The sequence below is a fragment of the Streptomyces sp. NPDC005151 genome (genome assembly GCF_053599875.1).
In genome coordinates this window covers 23,379-41,236 of sequence record NZ_JBSFYR010000017.1, presented here as the reverse complement: position 1 = coordinate 41,236, position 17,858 = coordinate 23,379, and the positions used below count along the sequence as shown (strand labels likewise).

Sequence of the window (17,858 nt, the reverse complement as noted above, 5' to 3'; positions counted from 1 at the left end):
CGACGCTGGAAACCACCACGGTCACCACCGCGGTCGCCGCCGCGGTACCCACCACGGTCGCCGCCCCGGTCGTCCCGGCGGTCGCCGCCGCGGTTGTCCCGGCGGTCGAAGTTGCCGCGGTCGTCGCGACGGTCGTCGCGCGCTGTGGGCTGCTCCGGTACGGAGACGGCGGCCTCGATCGCGGCCTCCGCCTCGGCGGCGACCTCGGCGACTGCTGCCTCGGGGTCCTCGCCCCGCTCGCGCGCGGCACGGGCGACCAGGCGGTCGGCTTCCTCGCGGAGCTCACCGGCGCGGCGCTGGACGCGCTCCAGCTGCTTGGTCAGGTCGGCGACCTCGCGCTCCGCCTGCTTGGCGGCGTTGTTCGCAGAGTCGGCCTGGACCTCGGTCAGCGAACGGGCACCGGTGATCTCGGCGACCTCCGGCTCGAAGACGCCCGCGCCCTGCACGATGTGGCGGGAGGCGTCGACGCCCGCGTCCTCCATCAGGCGGAAGATCTGGCGGCGCTGGTGCGGCAGCGCCAGGGAGACGACGACACCGGACTTGCCGGCACGGGCGGTACGGCCCGAGCGGTGCAGGTAGTCCTTGTGGTCACCGGCAGGGTCCACGTTCAGCACCAGGTCGATGCCGTCGACGTGGATACCGCGGGCGGCGACGTCGGTCGCGACGAGCGCGTTGACGTAACCCTTCTTGAAGTCCTCAAGAACGCGGGTGCGGGCGCCCTGCGTCATGCCGCCGTGCAGCGCGTCCGCCTTCACGCCCGCCTCGACGAGCTGCTCGGCGATGCGGTCGGCGCCCAGCTGGGTGCGGACGAAGATGATCGTGCGGCCCTTGCGGGCAGCGATGGCGGAGGTGACCGGCGCCTTGTCCTTCGGCTTCACGACGAGGACGTGGTGCGTCATGGTCGTGACGTTGCCCTGGGCGCTGTCGACCTCGTGGCTCACCGGGTTGCTCAGGTAGCGCTTGACCAGCGTGCCGATCTCGTTCTCCATGGTGGCGGAGAAGAGCATGCGCTGACCGCCGGCCGGAACCTGGTCGAGCAGCTCGGTGACCTCGGGCAGGAAGCCCAGGTCGGACATCTGGTCGGCCTCGTCGAGGACGGCGACCTGGACGTTCTCCAGCGAGCAGGCGCCCCGGTTGATGATGTCGCGCAGCCGGCCCGGGGTGGCGACGAGGACGTCGACACCGCGCTCCAGCGCGTAGATCTGGTTACCCATCGACGTACCGCCGCAGACGACCTTCATCTTCAGGCCGAGCACGTCGCCGTAGGGCTGCAGCGCGTCCGCGACCTGCATCGCGAGCTCACGGGTCGGGGTGAGGATGACCGCGCGGGGCTTCTTCTTCTCGGTGTGACCGCCGGCCAGCGTGGCCAGGGTCGGCAGACCGAAGGAGAGCGTCTTGCCGGAGCCGGTACGGCCGCGGCCCAGGATGTCCTTGCCGGCCAGCGCGTCCGGAATGGTCGCGGCCTGGATCGGGAAGGGCGCGGTCACACCGTTCTGCGCGAGCTTGCGGACAATGCCCTCGGGCAGGCCCAGGTCGGCGAAGGTGATGGTCGGCTCGGCGTCGGTGGCGGAGTCGGTGGTGGCCTCGGTGGAGCCGGTGACGTCGACGGACTCGGCCGTCTCGACCGGCTCGGACACCTCGGCGGCCTCGGCCACTACGGCCTCGGCTTCGGTGACAATCTCGTCGTTCTCGGGCACAACGGTGTTGTCAGAGCTGAAATTGGACATGCGAAATGCGAAACCTTCCGGAGTCTCGGCACGCGCCCATAACTCCGTGATTCGCAATTTCGACCGCCTCAATGCGGTCCAGCCACGGCAAGGGAGAGTACGCGCCACACGGCGCTCTTCTGTGTCGGCGCCGGGCAATGGGATCAAACGATCTACTACCATACGCACTCTCACCCACATCGCGCAAACCACACGCTCCGGACCACCCGCTACACCGGCCCCACCTGCGGTGATGCCTCGGGAGTCCGCAGCGCCTCCATGCCATCCGGCACACTCATCGCGTCACTGCGGAACTGCGCGGCCGGAGACGCGGAGGGCACCGGGGGCGGACTGGAGGGTTCCGGATCGGGTGAGCTCGACGGCTCCGGGGTGACCGGCGCGGACGGCCCGGAGGGCACCGACGGCTCCGCGGACGGCACCGGCTGCTGCGACCCCCCGCCCACCGGCGGGGACGGCACCGGCAGATGCCCGCCCCGGGTCGGCAACGGATCACCGGACCCCACGCCAGCATGCGCGCCACCGGGTACGACCGAGGCGCGCGCCGACGCGCTCGGGCTCGGCGATTCGGCGGCCTCCCGGTCGGAGTGCGCCTCCGCGCCCCCTCCGGTACGGGCCCGTCCCGTATCCGCCACCGTGGCGCCTTCCGGTTCACCCGACGAGCCCTTCTGCTCGGCCGACCGCGACGGGGCCGGCTTCCCGCCGTCGTCGCTGATGCTCATGCAGCCGGTGGACGCGGCAATCGTCACTGCGGTGACGGCTGCCCATCGGACAGGGGATGGCAACTGACGCACGGCGGGCACCTCCGGGAGGCGGGGAGCGAACAAGGGCGGGAACGGACGGGGGCGCTGTGCCCAACTCCCGTTGCCCCGCATGGGACACGCCCCACGCACCATCGACCCCTTCACCGTCGGCCCCTTCGCCGCTGCTCTCCCGGGCGTACTCAGCCGTAACCGAGCGCGTGCAGCCGCTCGTCGTCGATGCCGAAGTGGTGGGCGATCTCATGGACGACCGTGATTTCCGTCTCGGCCACGACGTCCGCACGCGACTCGCACATCCGCAGCGTCGGCCCGCGGTAGATCGTGATCCGGTCCGGCAGCACCCCGGCGTACCACTCACCGCGATCGGTCAGCGGCGTGCCCTCGTACAGCCCGAGCAGCTCCGGATCGCCGGGGTCCGGTTCGTCCTCGACAAACACCGCGACGTTGTCCATCAGCCGCGTCAGCTCCGGCGGAATCCGGTCCAGGGCCTCGGCGACCAGTTCCTCGAACTCTTCGCGCGTCATCTCCAGCACCCCGCCATTGTCACGTACCCCCGCCCGACCGGCCCCGGACCGCCACTCCCTGCCCTGTCCCGCATATCCCGCGCCCCCGCACGGCACGCTGCCGCTGGTTCTCGCCGGCCATGTGCACCACCGGCAGAACGAACTTCTGAAGTTCGGCACCCGGCTCAAGGTCGAGGGCTCCACCGGCGGCGGCGGACTGCGCGCCGTGCAGAACAGGAAGCCGGAGAAGGTGCGCGCCTCGGTGCTCCGTCCGGACCGCGCGACTCGCCGTCTGCAGGCCTGGGACGAGATCACGCTCGGCGGTCTCGGTCTGACGACAGCCGAGGTCAGCCGCCATCTGCCGGAAGAAGACCCGGCCGGCCCAACCCCTTCGCCTATTCGGTTTGGCTGACACCGAAACGCCGTAGTACAGTCTCGGACGTGCCCAAGGGCGCCGGTCAGGGCTTGACCGTTCTGAGACCCCAGAGGTTGAAGGAGAAGCGGAACCTCTCGAGGGGAAGCACTAGCAGTTTTGCCCTCATCGTCTAGTGGCCCAGGACGCCGCCCTTTCAAGGCGGTAGCACGGGTTCGAATCCCGTTGGGGGCACGCACAACATCATGTGTCCGAATTTTTCGGACACTGAAGCTTGGTCCTGTGGAGCAGTTTGGAGTGCTCGCCACCCTGTCAAGGTGGAGGCCGCGGGTTCAAATCCCGTCAGGACCGCTTGCAGATCGCCTCGGCGAACTGCGTGGCTGGGTAGCTCAGTTGGTACGAGCGATCGCCTGAAAAGCGATAGGTCGCCGGTTCGATCCCGGCCCCAGCCACTGCGCTGAATGCGCCCCGGACATGCCGTCCGGGGCGTTTTCGTGGTGCCTGAAATGTCTCTTCCGGCCTGTAGAAGTGCGGCTCCTAAGGGGGCTGTGCGTGCTGAAACGGTGCCGACGTGTCAGCACCGAGCTGCCGTGATTCCTGACCGCGCGGCCCCATCAGCTCCCGCACAGAACCCGCGCTGCTGCGCGTGCGGCACGTGCCACCAGGGTGGTGTTCGCCCGCTCGCGTTGGTTCACGGCCGGGCGTCGGGGCTCCTGCCCCGCCGTCAAGCGCGCAGCAGCGTGACGGTGCGCCCGGAGGGTGTCCTCTGCTGGGAGAAGGCGGTGCGCTCGTGGACCGGTGCGGCCCTGGCGCCACGCCTTCAGCTCCAGCGCCTCGCGCTGCACCGCCCGCGAACCATCAGCGGCGGTGTACGGCTGGCGGATCAGCAGGTCGACCCGGCGGCGGCCGACCCCGTGCTCCCGGTCGATGAAGCCCGCCTCGTTCACGAACCGGTGCAGGTACGCCATCATCACCAACTGGGGGCTGACGGCATGACCTGCCCGGCCGTCGGCTCGCCCGGAAGGGCTGACCTGCCGCGTCACGCGGCGGAGTCATCGTCGAGCGCCAGCTCAGCAACCCCGTTCCGGGCGGCGGCGAGGTTCGGCGCGGTGCCGACCACCTGGTAGGTGAAGTCGTCCCACTCCTCCAGGACCCGTGGCTCGTCGGGCCGGAGGTGGCCGGCGCCGCCGTGCACCGGCCGGTGACGGCGCCAGATGTCCATCGGCGCCGGATGTGTCGCACGCTGCGGACCCCGTTGCTCAATTCTGACCGGTTGGTCCCACGGCGGTCCCGGCCGCCACAGGGTCCAGTCGGCGCAACGTGGCCAGCAGGCAGAGCTGGAGGCGGGAGAGCCCGCAGTGCTTCACCCGGAGGTTTGACACATGGAACTTCACAGTACGGGTCGTGATACCCAGGTGGGTGGCGATCTCCGCATTGGTCGGCCCACCCCGCAGCAGGTCGAGGACCTTCTCCTCGGTCTCGGTGAGAGGGGGATCGAGGGCGAGCGCGCGGAGGAGTAAGTCCGCGGCTGCCGAGGTACCACCGTCCCTGTCCAGCAAGCAGTCCCCGTCCACCTGGTCAACAGAACGCATGAATCCCCCCCCGGGGTTCAATAGCCGCACGGGTGGTCAGATCCCGCACAATCCTGATGCGACTGGATCGTAACTGATCGGATCAGCCGTTGAGTTGCGCTGCGAGGCGAAGCCGGTCTTGGGTCTGTTGCTTGAACAGGGCGAGGGTCTCGGCGTGCTCTTCCACCAGAAGCTTCTCGTACGCGCTCTGCACGGCGTAGCGGATGCCGATGTAGTTGACCTGGGTCTTGCAGGCGACGTCCGCCTTGGCGATGGTGATGGCCTTAGGGCTGGAGAGCTCGCCTGCCTTCAGGCCCAGGTCCGACTGGACGTTGTCGGGACTGGAGGTGGTGAAGCCGGAATCAGCCATGCACTGTGACCACTTGGTCGTGGCCTTCCTCACCCTGGAGTCCTCCAGCGCCCTGGACTCGGCCTCACCACCCAGATTGAAGACGAAGAGGATGTCGACGGCTTCCGGATTCGGGGCGTACAGCTTCAGAGCCGACTCGCGACCGCAGCCGCCGACGGGCACTTCCTCGCCGTTGACGATGATGCCGCTGCCCGGCGCCTTCTCCGCCTCGGCCTGCGACATGGGTTCATCGGTGGGGGCAGCTGCCTTGCCCTGTGCCTTCGCCTTAGCCTCGGCAACGGGGTCCACCCCGTTGAGCACCGTCTGGCCGGTCCTGCTGAGAAGGGCTGGCGACTGTCTCGTGGCGGGTGCCGGGTCGGTTGCTTGGCGAGGGCTCGCGTAGCCGAACTGGGCGGCATCCTCCGCGCTGGCCAGCCCGAAGACCCGTGATTTCGAGTCATCCCGGCTCGGAGGTGTCGGGGCGGGGAGGGCGTACTCGAAGCCGAAGCGGTTCATGCATTGCTCGATCAGACGATTCTGGGCCTTTTTCACCTGATACTGCTGATCGGAGGTGACCTCGTATGCTGCGACAGGGAACTCCAGGCCTTCGGTGCTGCTCAATTTCTCGATGCTGCCGATGGCCGGCTCCTTTCCCGCCCCGTCGGCTGCGGTCTCCTCGCCTGCGCAGCTGCTGAGGGTCAGCGCGGCAGCGCTCACCAGACAGGTGGTAGCCAGGAGTCGGGCTGGGAGAGCCATGGCGGGGATCCTCGCGGTCGCGGTGCGGGTAGCGTGGGGGAACCGCTGTCCCGCGCGATAACGGCGAGCGGGACAGCGGGCAGTGAGAGGTCGGGCGTGTGCCGCCCGGTGCGATCTAGTAAGGGGCGCAGTACTCGACCACCCAGCAGACCGACTCGATGTTGTTCTTGAAGTTGGCGGTCGCGTTACCGACGTAATAGGCGGGAATTTTGCCGTGGTACGTACCTCCACTGTTGGGGCCGGTATGGACGTACCAGTCATCGCCGCTGCGGTTCTTGTAGGAGGCGGTGTTGTTGCCGACGACCTGTCCCTTGCCGTTGCACGAGCCAGAGCTCGGGAAGGCCTTGAAATAGTCGTTGTTGAAGTTTTGGTCCTTGTCAAACAGGTCGAAGACGCAGCCGGCCTGGTCCGAGTTGTAGTAGAAGCCAATCTCCTCTGGGTCCAGGTAGCCGTCGTAGGCGACCTGCGCGGCTGCCGCTGTGCCGGCAGTAGCCAGACCGAAGCCGCCGAGGGCGGAGACGGCCAGTGCGACTGTGGCTACGCGGCGGGTGAGGTTGGTCATGAACAGAACTCCTAGCTGCTGAGGTGTTGTTGCGTGTGCACCTGTGCGAAGTGCCGCGTTATTACAGATCATCAGGCAAGCGCCGTCTACTGTCCCTGGGGCCAGTAGACGGCGGCTCTCACCACGTGGTGGGGTCAGTCACGCTTGGACCTGTTCTGCGGCGGACGATCCCGAGGGAAGACGGCTGGGCGTGATGTGCCGCAGAGCGGCTACGCCATCCCCCTCCTCTCAGCAAAACGGAGTTACTCATGCCGTTCCCCACTCGCGTCACGCAATCACTGTGTGCAGCACTGCTAGCAGCCGCTGTCCTGGTCGGATGCGGCGGTGCCGAGGAGGACAGCGCGGGCAGCGGGAGTGATTCCAGCACGAGGCCCGCAGCGGGTGGGAAGCCCTCGGCGGCCAGTGACTCGGAACGTGACTACTACGGGTGCCTGGAGGAGAACGGGGTCAAGATCGAGACCACCTCCGACGGTGAACTCCGTGTGGTCAAGGGCGGTGGGGACGAGGCGGTGCAGACCAAGGCCGTGAAGGAGTGTGCGGATCTCCTGCCTGCGCCGGACACCCCCGAGGACGAAGGTGAGACAGCGAAGGCAGACCCGGCCTTCGTCGCGTGCATGAAGGCCGAGGGCTTCACCAAGTACGACAGGGCCAAGAATGGCGATAATGACGCCCTCATCGCGGCCCTAAAGAAGTGCAGCCCTGGCAAGAACGACGACCAGGAGATCACCGTCGGCGGCTGACCGACCCCGGTAGGACACGGTGAAGCAGGTCTGCAGGGTGCGACGAGGAAATGTGATGAAGTGACCGCACAACCGGATGCTGGGGACGAACCCGTTGTAACGACGACCCAGGAGGTCGGGGACAGTGCCGCCGCGGACGGAGGTCCCGCCAGCGGGCTTGCGCGTAGGCGCCGTTGGATTGCCGCTGTCGCGGGTGGGGCGGTGTTGCTTGCGGGGGCCGGGGTGGTGGCATCCACGCTGATCAAGTCGCCTTCGCAGGCGGCGGCGGAGGCGGGGCCGCCGGAGCGGTCGGTGTTGACGTCACCGGTGGAACATCGGGTGTTGACGTCGTCGGTGATCGTGCGCGGGCAGGTCGTTGCCGGACAGAGTGTGGATGTGGCGCCGCAGGTGGCCGGCGGGGAGGACGGTGCCGCACCCGTCGTGACCAAGTTGCCGGTCAAGCAGGGTGATCGGCTGAAGGCCGGGCAGGTGCTGCTCGAGGTCTCCGGGCGGCCGGTGTTCGTCCTGCCCGGGCGGATACCCGTCTACCGCGATCTCAAGCCCGGCGCGACGGGCGACGACGTGAGGCAGCTGCAGGAGGCGTTGCAAGACCTGGGGCACGGCACGGGCGGCGATACCGCCGGGACCTTCGGAGCAGGGACCAAGGCCGCCCTCAACGCCTTCTACGCCGGGATAGGTTACGACCCGCTGCAGGCTGTGGACGACAACGGGGAAGGGCTGAAGGCGGCCGAGGATGCGGTGACGGCGGCTGAGCGGGCGGTGGAGGAGGCCGAGGACGCCGAAGGCGAGGGGTCGGCGCGTACGGTGCAGTATGCGCGGGATGATCTGGCTGAGGCGCAGGCTGATCTGGCTGCCGCGCAGGTCGCGTCGGGTCCTCGGCTCCCGGCCGGCGAAGTGGTCTTCCTGCAGGGCTTTCCCGCCCGAGTGGATGCGGTGCCGGGGCGGGTGGGTGCGCCCGTGGACGGGACGATGCTGACGGTGTCCGGCGGGAAGCTCGCGGTACAGGCCTATCTGCAGGAGCATCAAAAGGGCCTGGTGCGCAAGGGGCAGCGGGTGCAGATCTACTCAGAGCTCTCCGGCATCAAGGCGCAGGCGAAGGTGGGTTCGCTGGCCGATTCGCTGACCGCACCGGACAGCGGCAGCGGGGGTGGCGGCGGCGAGGGCGAGCCGGGCGGTGGGGTGCCGGCGGCGCCGGGGCAGAGCGGCTATCTGCTGCGGGTCGATCCGGACAAGGCGCTGGATGCCCAGTTGGCCGGGCAAGATGTGCGGCTGACCATCGAGGCGGCCCGTACCGACGGCAAGGCGCTGGTCGTGCCGATCACCGCGCTGACCGCGGGCGCCGACGGCCGGACCACGGTCACGGTGCTCCAGCCGGACGGCGAGCAGCGTCGGGTGGAGGTGCGCACGGGCACCGCGGGCGACGGCTTCGTTGCCGTGGAGCCGGTGGGGGCTGCCCGGCTGGACAAGGGCGAGCAGGTCATCGCGGGTGTGAAGAAGGGGGCGGTGGGGCAGTGACGCCGGTCATCGAGTTCCGCCAGGTCGGCCTCACCTATCCGGGGCCGCCGCCCGTGCCTGCCCTCAAGCCGTGTGAACTGCTCGTTGAGCCGGGGGATTTCGTTACCGTCGTCGGGCCTTCGGGCTCGGGCAAGTCCACCTTCCTCAACATAGCCGGGCTACTGGACGCCCCCACCCATGGCACGTACCTCCTCGACGGCTACGACACCGGCGCGCTGTGTGACGCCGATCGAACCGCGCTGCGCGGTCGTCGCATCGGCTTCGTCTTCCAGACCTTTCATCTGCTGCCGCACCGCTCGGCGTTGGAGAACGTCACCCTGGCCATGGTCTACAACGGCGTCCCCCACGCTGAGCGGGCCCCGCGCGCCCGCGACGCCCTGGTCCGCGTGGGCCTCGGCCACCGCATCGACTCGCTGCCCACCCGGCTCTCGGGCGGTGAGCGCCAACGCGTCGCCATCGCCCGGGCGCTGGTTGCCGGCCCCTCTCTGCTGCTGTGCGACGAGCCCACCGGCAACCTCGACACCGCCAACGCCGGGGCGGTCCTGGGGCTGCTGGACGAACTGCACGCCGATGGGATGACCATCTTGCTGATCACGCACGATCTGGAGGTGGCAGCCCGTGGTGCCCGCACCGTAGTCATCCGCGACGGTGTCCTTCGTGAGCAGCAGGTGGCCGCGTGAAGCTGCGCATCCGGCGTGGACGCGCCGCCGCCGGCGTCATACCCTCCGCCTTCGCCCCCCGCGACCTGCTCGCCGAGGCCACGGCCGGGATGCTGCAACGGCCCGCCCGCTCCGCGCTGACCGCGCTCGGCACGGTGCTCGGCGTCGGCACGTTCGTGGCGATCCTCGGGCTGACCGCGACCACCTCGTCCCAGATCGACGCCCGGTTCAATGCGCTGACCGCCACCGAGGTGACGATCGAGGAGACGGTGGACGACCCCGACCAGCTCACCGGGCCCGCCTTCCCCGCGGACGCCGACGCCCGGATGCGCAGGGTGAACGGGGTCAAGGCCGCGGGAGTCTACTGGACCGTACGAGACGACCGGGCGGGCAGCGCCCGCTCCGCGCCCATCGGCGACAATGCCGGAGGCGAGCGGATCGATGTTGTCGCAGCCTCGCCCGGCGTCCTGAAGGCCGCCGTGCCGACCCTGGCCGAGGGGCGGCTGTACGACGAGCGGATGGCCCAGGCCGGCCGGGTCGCCGTGATCGGCGCAGGAACCGCGAGCCGGCTGGGCATCACCACCCTGGAGACCCATCCTGCGCTGTTCATCGGCGAAGAGTCGTTCACCGTCGTCGGCATCGTCGACGATGTGGAGCGCAAGGCCGACCTGCTGCTTTCCGTCGTCGTCCCGCGCACCACCGCCGAGCAGATCTGGGGCGCCCCCGGCCCCACCGAGTCCGGCATGCTGATCGCCACCGAACTGGGCGCCGCCCAGCAGGTCGCCGCCGAAGCGGCCACCGCGCTGCGCCCCGACCACCCCGAGTACTTCAAGGCTATCCCGCCTCCGGACCCCAAGACCCTGCGCTCGACCGTGGGCTCCGACCTGAGTCAGCTCTTTTTGCTGCTGGCCGGGATCTGCCTGATCATCGGCGCGGTCGGCATCGCCAACACCACCCTGGTCGCGGTGCTGGAGCGGACCGGCGAGATCGGGCTGCGCCGCGCCTTGGGCGCCCGCGCCCGGCACATCACCGCCCAGTTCCTGGCCGAGTCCGGAGCCCTCGGCGCCCTTGGCGGCCTGGTGGGCACCAGCCTGGGCACCGTGACGGTGGTCGCCGTCGCTCTGGCCCGGGACTGGACGCCGGTCGTGCACCCCGCAACCGTCGCCGCCGCCCCGCTGATCGGGCTGGTCACCGGCGTGCTGGCCGGCCTCTATCCGGCCTGGCGGGCCGCGCGCATCCAGCCGGTGGAGGCCCTTCGGCGCTGACCGGTGAGGCCTGCGGACCCTACCCGGAATGCCGACCGCGCCCCTGAAGGTTCTACCCTTCAGGGGCGCGCCGCACTGGCGCTTTGCTCCCGCGAGGACGGGTGGAGGTGTCCAGCTCGCTTGTCTGGCATGGCATGCCATGTAGGAGCCTTGAAGGGAAGTCGGATTTTCTCCAGCACCGATCAGCGAGCCCGTGCTGACACGTCAGCACGGGAGCTAGATCCAGCGGGATCGAGCCGGATGCAGGAGGATGAAAACGGGGGCGTTTGTCCGGGTTATCCGGCGTTTTCGCAGGTCAGCAAGGTAACGATTTCGGGTTCGAATCCCGTTGGGGGCACGCACCACCTTGTGCGACACTTAGTCGCACAAAAGCTTGGTCCTGTGGAGCAGTTTGGAGTGCTCGCCACCCTGTCAAGGTGGAGGCCGCGGGTTCAAATCCCGTCAGGACCGCTGCAGCTCGTAAGTGCTGCGTGGCTGGGTAGCTCAGTTGGTACGAGCGATCGCCTGAAAAGCGATAGGTCGCCGGTTCGATCCCGGCCCCAGCCACCACCCGAAAGCCCCGTCCACCGGACGGGGCTTTCGCCGTGTCACGCCTCTTCCCGCTCCGCGGGGTTTGCATCCCGACGGCGCCGGGCCCGCACCCCCAGAATCAGCAGCGTCACCGTCACCACCGTCACCAGCGCGGCCGCGTCCGGCACCTGCTCGCCGATCCGCTGCGCCCACTGCTCGACGGCGAACGAATTGTCCACGTCCAGCAGTCCGGGCAGCTCGGTCGTCCCGTCGTACGCCAGGAACAGTGCGCCCAGCCCGATGAAGAACAGCCCCGACAGCGCAGTGGTGGTGTGCAGCTCGAAGCGGCCGAGCCGGAAGGCACGGCCGCGCAGCCAGGCGCGGCGCCCGAGGTCGAAGCGCTCCCAGACCAGCGCCAGCAGGAACAGCGGGACCGCCATGCCCAGGGCGTAGACGGCGAGCAGCAGTCCGCCGTAGACCGGGCTGGCGCTGACCGCCGCCACCGTCAGGACGCTGCCGAGGATCGGGCCGGCGCAGAACCCGGCCAGCCCGTAGACGGCGCCGAGGGCGTAGACCGACACGACGGTCGTCGGCCGGATCCGCCCGCTGAGGGCCGCGATCCGGCGCGAGGCGAAGCCGAGGCCCACGATCTGGGCCAGGCCGAGCCCGATGATCAGCCAGCCGGCGCCGAGGACCAGCTGGTCGCGGTGGCTGTAGAAGAGCCGTCCGGCGTACGAGCCTGCGGCGCCGAGCGGCACGAGGGTGGTGGCCAGACCGGCGTAGAAGATGCCGGTACGGGCCAGCAACCGCGAGGCCGAGTCGATGGAGTAGGCGAAGAAGGCGGGCAGCAACAGGGCGCTGCAGGGGCTGACCAGGGCCAGCAGTCCGCCGAGGAAGGCGGCGAAGTAGCCGATGTCCGCTGTCACTTGTCGGCGCCCCCGGCGTCACCGGAGCCCTTGGAGCCGCTCTCTCCCTTGGCGTCCTCGGTGTTGGCGGCCTTGTCGGCCGCCGCCTGGATGACCTGCTCGAAGACCTCCTCCGGCTGCGCTCCGGCCAGCGGGCGGCCGTTGATCAGGAAGGACGGGGTGGAGCTCGCGCCGATCCCGTACCCCTCCTCCTGGTCCTTGCTCACCGCGGCGGAAGCAGCCGCGCCGTCCGCGTCGCGTACGAACCGGCCGAGGTCCCGCACTCCCGCCTCCTTGGCGAGCGCCTTCACCCGGTCCTTGCCGAAGCCCTTCTCCTTGGCCCCTTCGGTGTAGGCGGCTGCGTGGAACTGCCAGAAGCGGCCCTGCTGCCCGGCGGCCCAGGCGGCGCGCGCGACGGCCTCGGATTCGGCGCCGAAGATCGGGAAGTTGCGCCACTCGATGCGCAAGGTGCCGTCGTCGACGTACTTCTTCACCAGGGCGGGTTCGGTGTCCCGGGCGAACTTGCCGCAGTAGCCGCACTTGAAGTCGGCGTACTCGATGAGGACCACGGGCGCGTCGACCGGGCCCTGCGCGAGTCTGTCGGCGGGGTCGCGGCGGGCCAGCCTCGCCAGTTCCGGGAAGACGCCGGCGTCCGGGTCGGCGGTGACATCGGCGACCGAAGTCGAGGAGGAGGAGCCGGAGCGGTCGGCGGGGGCGGTGGCGCGGTAGGAGACGAGGCCGAGCAGCGCGGCGGCGAGGACGACACCGGTGCCGTAGAGCAGCGGCTTCCTGGACGAGGAGGTTGTGGGCGTGGGCATGGCGAGACTCCGTGCTCGTGGTGCGGGAGAGGGGAAGGGGACGACTGGGTGGCGGGCATCCCCCTAAGAGCTCACGAAATGGGCGCCCAGCTCGCGACGCCTGGCATGCACGCACCGGACGCCGCGAGCTGATCGGACTCCCATTTTGTGAGCTCCTCTAAACCCGCAGTACGGAGAGTTCCACCGGGGACGGCGCGGCAGGCTCCCGCCCGCGCAGCCTGACGCGTGCGCGCGGCTCCGCGGGCTGCTGCCCGGGAGCGGCGCTCGGACCCCATTCGGCGAGACCGGGCGCCTGGTCGTGCGCGGCACGGGCCCGGACGGGTACGCCGGGCTCGGTGCCGTCGTGCGTCGTGCCGTTGCCGCAGCCGGGCACCCCCTGACCGTCGACGGCCGGGGCGGCCACCGCGGTGCCGGAATCCCCGGACGCGGTCGCCGCCGTCACCGCCGTGGCGGGCCCGCAGAACAGCCCCAGCGCGACCGCGAGCACCGACACCAGGCAGCACCACTGCGTACGGGACACGGACGAGGGCCTTTCCACTGCGGTATGAAGATCAGTTGCCCGAAATGGTACGTGCTGTGATCAGGAGCTCCCCCGCAGTCATCGCGGCCGTGACGCAGACCGCGCGAAATAGGTTCGCCGTTCCTCGGGCCCGGGTGCGATCCTGGGAGCCGTATGTCTACTTCCTTTGCCGATCTCCAGTCCCAGTTCGGACACGTCTCGCTCCGCGACGCGCACCGACTCGGCCGCCGCCTCGAAGGGGCGCGCCGGATCCGTAAGCCCGAGGCCCGGCAGGCCGTGCTGGACGAGATCGCCACCCAGGCCGGGAAGGCAGCCGAGCGGCTCGCGGGGCGCGCCGAACGGATGCCCGCTCTCTCGTACCCGGAAGAACTTCCGGTCAGCCAGAAGAAGGACGAGATCCTGGAGGCGATACGCGACCACCAGGTCGTGATCGTCGCCGGTGAGACCGGCTCCGGCAAGACCACGCAGATCCCGAAGATCTGCATGGAGCTGGGGCGCGGCGTCCGGGGCATGATCGGGCACACCCAGCCGCGCCGGATCGCGGCCCGTACGGTCGCCGAGCGCGTCGCCGACGAGCTGAAGACCCCGCTCGGCGAGGCGGTCGGCTGGAAGGTCCGCTTCACCGACCAGGTGAACCCGGACGCGACGTATCTGAAGCTGATGACGGACGGCATCCTGCTGGCCGAGATCCAGACGGACCGCGAGCTGCTCGCGTACGACACGATCATCATCGACGAGGCCCACGAGCGGTCGCTGAACATCGACTTCCTGCTGGGCTATCTGGCCCGGCTGCTCCCCAAGCGCCCCGACCTGAAGGTCGTCATCACCTCGGCGACCATCGACCCGGAGCGCTTCGCCCGGCACTTCGGTCATGCGCCGATCGTCGAGGTCAGCGGGCGTACGTACCCGGTCGAGGTGCGCTACCGGCCGCTGCTCGAGGAAGAGGGCGAGGACTCCGACCGCGACCAGATCACCGCGATCTGCGACGCCGTCGACGAGCTCCAGGCGGAGGGCCCCGGCGATGTCCTGGTCTTTCTCTCCGGCGAGCGCGAGATCCGCGACACCGCGGACGCCCTGAACAAGAAGAACCTCCGCCACACCGAGGTGCTCCCCCTCTACGCGCGCCTGTCGCACGCCGAGCAGCACCGGGTGTTCCAGCGCCACACCGGCCGCAGGATCGTTCTGGCGACGAACGTCGCCGAGACCTCGCTGACCGTCCCCGGCATCAAGTACGTGATCGACCCGGGCAACGCCCGCATCTCCCGCTACAGTCACCGCACCAAGGTCCAGCGGCTGCCGATCGAACGGATCTCGCAGGCCAGCGCCAACCAGCGCAAGGGGCGCTGCGGCCGTACCTCGGACGGCATCTGCATCCGGCTGTACTCCGAGGACGACTTCCTGACCCGCCCGGAGTTCACGGACGCGGAGATCCTCCGGACGAACCTGGCGTCCGTCATCCTCCAGATGACCGCGGCCGGCCTCGGCGACATCGAGAAGTTCCCCTTCATCGACCCGCCGGACCACCGCAACATCCGCGACGGTGTGCAGCTGCTCCAGGAGCTCGGCGCACTCGACCCGGACGAGAAGGATCCGAAGAAACGGCTGACGCAGCTGGGGCGGAAGCTCTCGCAGCTGCCCGTCGACCCGCGCCTCGCCCGCATGGTCATCGAGGCCGACCGCAACGGCTGCACGCGCGAGGTCATGGTGATCGCCGCCGCGCTCTCCATCCAGGACCCGCGCGAGCGGCCCTCGGACAAGCAGACGCAGGCCGATCAGCAGCACGCCCGCTTCAAGGACGAGACGTCGGACTTCCTGGCGTTCCTGAATCTGTGGCGGTACATCCGCGAGCAGCAGAAGGAGCGCGGCTCGTCCAGCTTCCGCCGGATGTGCAAGCAGGAATATCTGAACTACCTGCGCATCCGCGAATGGCAGGACATCTATGCGCAGCTGCGTACGGTCGCCAAGCAGATGGACATCCACCCCAATGAGGAGGATGCGCCGGAGCAGGCGGTGCACACCTCGCTGCTGGCCGGGCTGCTGTCGCACATCGGGCTGAAGGACACCGAGAAGAACGAGTACCTGGGCGCGCGCAGCGCCAAATTCGCGATCTTCCCCGGGTCGGCGCTCTTCAAGAAGCAGCCGCGGTTCGTGATGTCGGCCGAGCTGGTCGAGACGTCCCGGCTGTGGGCGCGGGTCAACGCCAGGGTCGAGCCGGAGTGGATCGAACCGCTGGCCCAGCATCTGCTGAAGCGCACCTACAGCGAGCCGCACTGGGAGAAGGACCAGGCGGCGGTGATGGCGTACGAGCGGGTCACGCTGTACGGCGTACCGATCGTCGCCCAGCGCAAGATCAATTTCGGCCGGATCGACGCCGAGACGTCCCGCGATCTCTTCATCCGGAACGCACTGGTCGAGGGCGACTGGCGCACGCACCACCAGTTCTTCCATGACAACCGCACACTCCTCGGCGAGGTCGAGGAGTTGGAGCACCGGGCGCGGCGCCGCGACATCCTCGTGGACGACGAGACGCTCTTCGACTTCTACGACCAGCGGATCCCGGAGCACGTCGTCTCCGGCGCGCACTTCGACTCCTGGTGGAAGGACAAGCGCCGCGACGAGCCGGAGGCGCTCGACTTCGAGCGCTCGATGCTCATCAACGAGAAGGCCGGGGCCGTCACCAAGGACGACTACCCGGACTCCTGGCGGCAGGGGAAGCTCAAGTTCAAGGTGACGTACCAGTTCGAGCCCGGCGCGGACGCGGACGGTGTGACCGTCCACATCCCGCTCCAGGTGCTGAACCAGGTCACCGCCGAAGGCTTCGACTGGCAGATCCCCGGCCTGCGCGAGGACGTGGTCACCGAGCTGATCCGCTCCCTGCCCAAGCCGATCCGCCGGCACTACGTCCCCGCGCCGAACTACGCGGGCCGGTTCCTGGACCGGGCGGTGCCGCTGCAGGAGCCGCTGCCGGTCACCCTCGCGCGTGAGCTCCAGCAGATGGTCGGGGTCCCGGTCTCCGCCGACGACTTCGATCTCTCCCGGATCCCGGACCACCTCGAGATCACGTTCCGGATCGTCGACGAGCGGCGCCGCAGGGTGGCCGAGGACAAGGACCTGGAGGCGCTGAAGCTCCAGCTGCGCCCCAAGGCCCGTCAGGCCCTCTCCAGGGCTGCTGCGGCCACCGCGGGGCCCTCGGGTGAGTCCATCGAGCGTTCGGGGCTCACGGACTGGACGATCGGCACGCTGAACCGGGTCTTCGAGACCCGGCGGGCCGGCCAGCCGGTCAAGGCCTACCCGGCGCTCGTGGAGCAGGAGGGAGCCGCGGCGGGCACCGTGGCCGTACGGCTCTTCGACACCGAGGCCGAGCAGCAGCAGGCGATGTGGCGCGGCACCCGGAAGCTGATCCTGCTGAACATCCCGGTGAACCCGGCGAAATTCACCTCGGACAAGCTGACGAACCAGCAGAAGCTCGCCCTGTCCCGCAATCCGCACGGCTCCATCCAGGCGCTGTTCGAGGACTGCGCGACCGCTGCCGCGGACCGGCTGATCGGCGCCCACGGCGGGCCGGCCTGGGACGAGGAGTCGTTCCGGAAGCTGTACGACAAGGTCCGCGCCGATCTCGTCGCGCTGACCGAGCACACGGTCGCCCAGGTACAGCAGGTGCTGGCTGCCTGGCAGTCCTGCGAGCGGCGCCTGAAGGCCACCAACAGCCTGGTCCTGGTCAACAACGTCACCGATGTACGGAACCAGCTCGCCGCCCTCGTACCGCCGGGCTTCGTCACGAGGACAGGGCTGCGCAGGCTGCCCGACCTGATGCGCTACCTGGTCGCCGCGGACCGCCGGCTCCAGCAGATGCCGACAGCCGTCCAGCGCGACACCACGCGCATGGAGAAGGTCCACGAGATGCAGGACGAGTACGCCTGGCTGCTCGAACAGATGCCGCAGGGCAGGCCCGTTCCGCAGGAGGTCCTGGACATCCGCTGGATGATCGAGGAGCTCCGGGTGAGCTATTTCGCGCACGCCCTGGGCACCGCGTACCCCGTCTCGGACAAGCGGATCGTGAAGGCGATCGACGCCGCGGCTCCGTGATCGGGCGCCCCGCGGGGGCGTAACGGTCTCCCCCGCGGTAGGGAGTGGATCAGCGAGCGGCGTCATGCGGCTTCGATGGCAAGGCGGAGGACGGAATCGACGCGGAGCGTCGGTGACCGACGCTCCGCAAGCGGAGTCGCAGGGCGCCGGGAGCCCACTCCCTGTCGTGGGGGAGACCGTAAGGGAGCCACCACCAGGAGTGAAGTCGACCGGAGCCGCCAATCTCCTGTACAGTCTGGTT

The 17,858-nt window shown here is 69.3% G+C and carries 16 protein-coding genes, 5 tRNA genes and 1 pseudogene; 12 read left to right on the top strand and 10 right to left on the bottom strand.

Features of this window, described 5'->3' with window-relative positions:
- The coding region (locus ACWD6R_RS12545) for a DEAD/DEAH box helicase (protein WP_451818655.1) at positions 1 to 1,727 on the bottom strand (1,727 nt) is incomplete at its 3' end.
- Between the two features lie 258 nt (positions 1,728 to 1,985).
- On the opposite strand from ACWD6R_RS12545, the gene ACWD6R_RS12540 reads away from it, so the two are divergent.
- Entirely contained in the window at positions 1,986 to 2,513 is a 528-nt protein-coding gene (locus ACWD6R_RS12540; protein ID WP_451818654.1) for a hypothetical protein, read from the top strand.
- Positions 2,514 to 2,667: 154 nt separating this feature from the next.
- On the opposite strand, the gene ACWD6R_RS12535 is transcribed toward ACWD6R_RS12540, so the two are convergent.
- Positions 2,668 to 3,018 carry a metallopeptidase family protein gene (locus ACWD6R_RS12535; RefSeq protein ID WP_451818653.1) on the bottom strand — a complete coding sequence of 117 codons (351 nt, stop codon included), beginning with the start codon at positions 3,016 to 3,018 and terminating at the stop codon, positions 2,668 to 2,670.
- An 82-nt stretch (positions 3,019 to 3,100) separates the two neighbouring features.
- Between ACWD6R_RS12535 and ACWD6R_RS12530 the strand changes: the two are divergent.
- From ACWD6R_RS12530 to ACWD6R_RS12515, 4 genes and pseudogenes are all read left to right on the top strand, one after another.
- Positions 3,101 to 3,400 (top strand): annotated as a pseudogene (locus tag ACWD6R_RS12530) (hypothetical protein); the annotation flags it as partial.
- A gap of 122 nt (positions 3,401 to 3,522) precedes the next feature.
- A tRNA-Glu gene (locus tag ACWD6R_RS12525) sits at positions 3,523 to 3,595 on the top strand.
- Positions 3,596 to 3,637: 42 nt separating this feature from the next.
- Positions 3,638 to 3,712, top strand: a tRNA-Asp gene (locus ACWD6R_RS12520).
- A gap of 27 nt (positions 3,713 to 3,739) precedes the next feature.
- Positions 3,740 to 3,813, top strand: a tRNA-Phe gene (locus ACWD6R_RS12515).
- Between the two features lie 162 nt (positions 3,814 to 3,975).
- Here the strand turns inward: ACWD6R_RS12515 and ACWD6R_RS12510 are convergent.
- From ACWD6R_RS12510 to ACWD6R_RS12490, 5 genes are all read right to left on the bottom strand, one after another.
- Complete coding sequence (locus ACWD6R_RS12510) at positions 3,976 to 4,404, bottom strand: hypothetical protein (RefSeq protein ID WP_451818652.1); 429 nt, start codon at positions 4,402 to 4,404, stop codon at positions 3,976 to 3,978.
- Positions 4,401 to 4,583 carry a DUF6087 family protein gene (locus ACWD6R_RS12505; RefSeq protein ID WP_451818651.1) on the bottom strand — a complete coding sequence of 61 codons (183 nt, stop codon included), beginning with the start codon at positions 4,581 to 4,583 and terminating at the stop codon, positions 4,401 to 4,403. Before ACWD6R_RS12505 ends, ACWD6R_RS12510 begins: the two co-directional genes overlap by 4 nt.
- A gap of 37 nt (positions 4,584 to 4,620) precedes the next feature.
- Complete coding sequence (locus ACWD6R_RS12500) at positions 4,621 to 4,953, bottom strand: helix-turn-helix domain-containing protein (RefSeq protein ID WP_451818650.1); 333 nt, start codon at positions 4,951 to 4,953, stop codon at positions 4,621 to 4,623.
- 82 nt (positions 4,954 to 5,035) lie between these two features.
- The gene (locus ACWD6R_RS12495; RefSeq protein ID WP_451818649.1) at positions 5,036 to 5,998 is read right to left on the bottom strand and encodes a hypothetical protein; all 963 of its coding nucleotides are present in this window, start codon (positions 5,996 to 5,998) and stop codon (positions 5,036 to 5,038) included.
- Positions 5,999 to 6,152: 154 nt separating this feature from the next.
- Positions 6,153 to 6,599, bottom strand: a complete 447-nt coding sequence (locus ACWD6R_RS12490; protein ID WP_451818648.1) for a hypothetical protein — start codon at positions 6,597 to 6,599, stop codon at positions 6,153 to 6,155.
- A gap of 248 nt (positions 6,600 to 6,847) precedes the next feature.
- On the opposite strand from ACWD6R_RS12490, the gene ACWD6R_RS12485 reads away from it, so the two are divergent.
- The 6 genes from ACWD6R_RS12485 (at position 6,848) to ACWD6R_RS12460 (ending at position 11,327) form a co-directional block, all read left to right on the top strand.
- Positions 6,848 to 7,339: a hypothetical protein gene (locus ACWD6R_RS12485; protein ID WP_451818647.1), complete on the top strand. Its 492-nt coding sequence runs from the start codon at positions 6,848 to 6,850 to the stop codon at positions 7,337 to 7,339.
- 201 nt (positions 7,340 to 7,540) lie between these two features.
- Positions 7,541 to 8,854 (top strand): peptidoglycan-binding protein, encoded by a 1,314-nt coding sequence (locus ACWD6R_RS12480; protein WP_451818646.1) that lies wholly within the window; start codon positions 7,541 to 7,543, stop codon positions 8,852 to 8,854.
- Entirely contained in the window at positions 8,851 to 9,534 is a 684-nt protein-coding gene (locus ACWD6R_RS12475; protein ID WP_451818645.1) for an ABC transporter ATP-binding protein, read from the top strand. Before ACWD6R_RS12480 ends, ACWD6R_RS12475 begins: the two co-directional genes overlap by 4 nt.
- On the top strand, positions 9,531 to 10,778 hold the full coding sequence (locus ACWD6R_RS12470) for an ABC transporter permease (RefSeq protein ID WP_451818644.1): 1,248 nt from the start codon (positions 9,531 to 9,533) through the stop codon (positions 10,776 to 10,778). Before ACWD6R_RS12475 ends, ACWD6R_RS12470 begins: the two co-directional genes overlap by 4 nt.
- A gap of 375 nt (positions 10,779 to 11,153) precedes the next feature.
- Positions 11,154 to 11,228: transfer RNA gene (locus ACWD6R_RS12465), tRNA-Asp, on the top strand.
- A gap of 22 nt (positions 11,229 to 11,250) precedes the next feature.
- Positions 11,251 to 11,327 (top strand) — tRNA-Phe (locus tag ACWD6R_RS12460).
- A 38-nt stretch (positions 11,328 to 11,365) separates the two neighbouring features.
- Here the strand turns inward: ACWD6R_RS12460 and ACWD6R_RS12455 are convergent.
- The 3 genes from ACWD6R_RS12455 to ACWD6R_RS12445 form a co-directional block, all read right to left on the bottom strand.
- A complete protein-coding gene (locus ACWD6R_RS12455) occupies positions 11,366 to 12,214 on the bottom strand; it encodes a cytochrome c biogenesis CcdA family protein (protein ID WP_451818643.1) in 849 nt (282 codons plus the stop codon).
- On the bottom strand, positions 12,211 to 13,011 hold the full coding sequence (locus tag ACWD6R_RS12450) for a DsbA family protein (protein ID WP_451818642.1): 801 nt from the start codon (positions 13,009 to 13,011) through the stop codon (positions 12,211 to 12,213). The genes ACWD6R_RS12455 and ACWD6R_RS12450 overlap by 4 nt, the downstream gene beginning before the upstream one ends.
- Before the next feature lie 157 nt (positions 13,012 to 13,168).
- The gene (locus tag ACWD6R_RS12445) at positions 13,169 to 13,531 is read right to left on the bottom strand and encodes a hypothetical protein (protein ID WP_451818641.1); all 363 of its coding nucleotides are present in this window, start codon (positions 13,529 to 13,531) and stop codon (positions 13,169 to 13,171) included.
- 153 nt (positions 13,532 to 13,684) lie between these two features.
- Between ACWD6R_RS12445 and hrpA the strand changes: the two genes are divergently transcribed.
- Entirely contained in the window at positions 13,685 to 17,617 is a 3,933-nt protein-coding gene (gene hrpA / locus ACWD6R_RS12440) for an ATP-dependent RNA helicase HrpA (RefSeq protein ID WP_451818640.1), read from the top strand.
- The last annotated feature ends 241 nt before the right edge of the window (positions 17,618 to 17,858 follow it).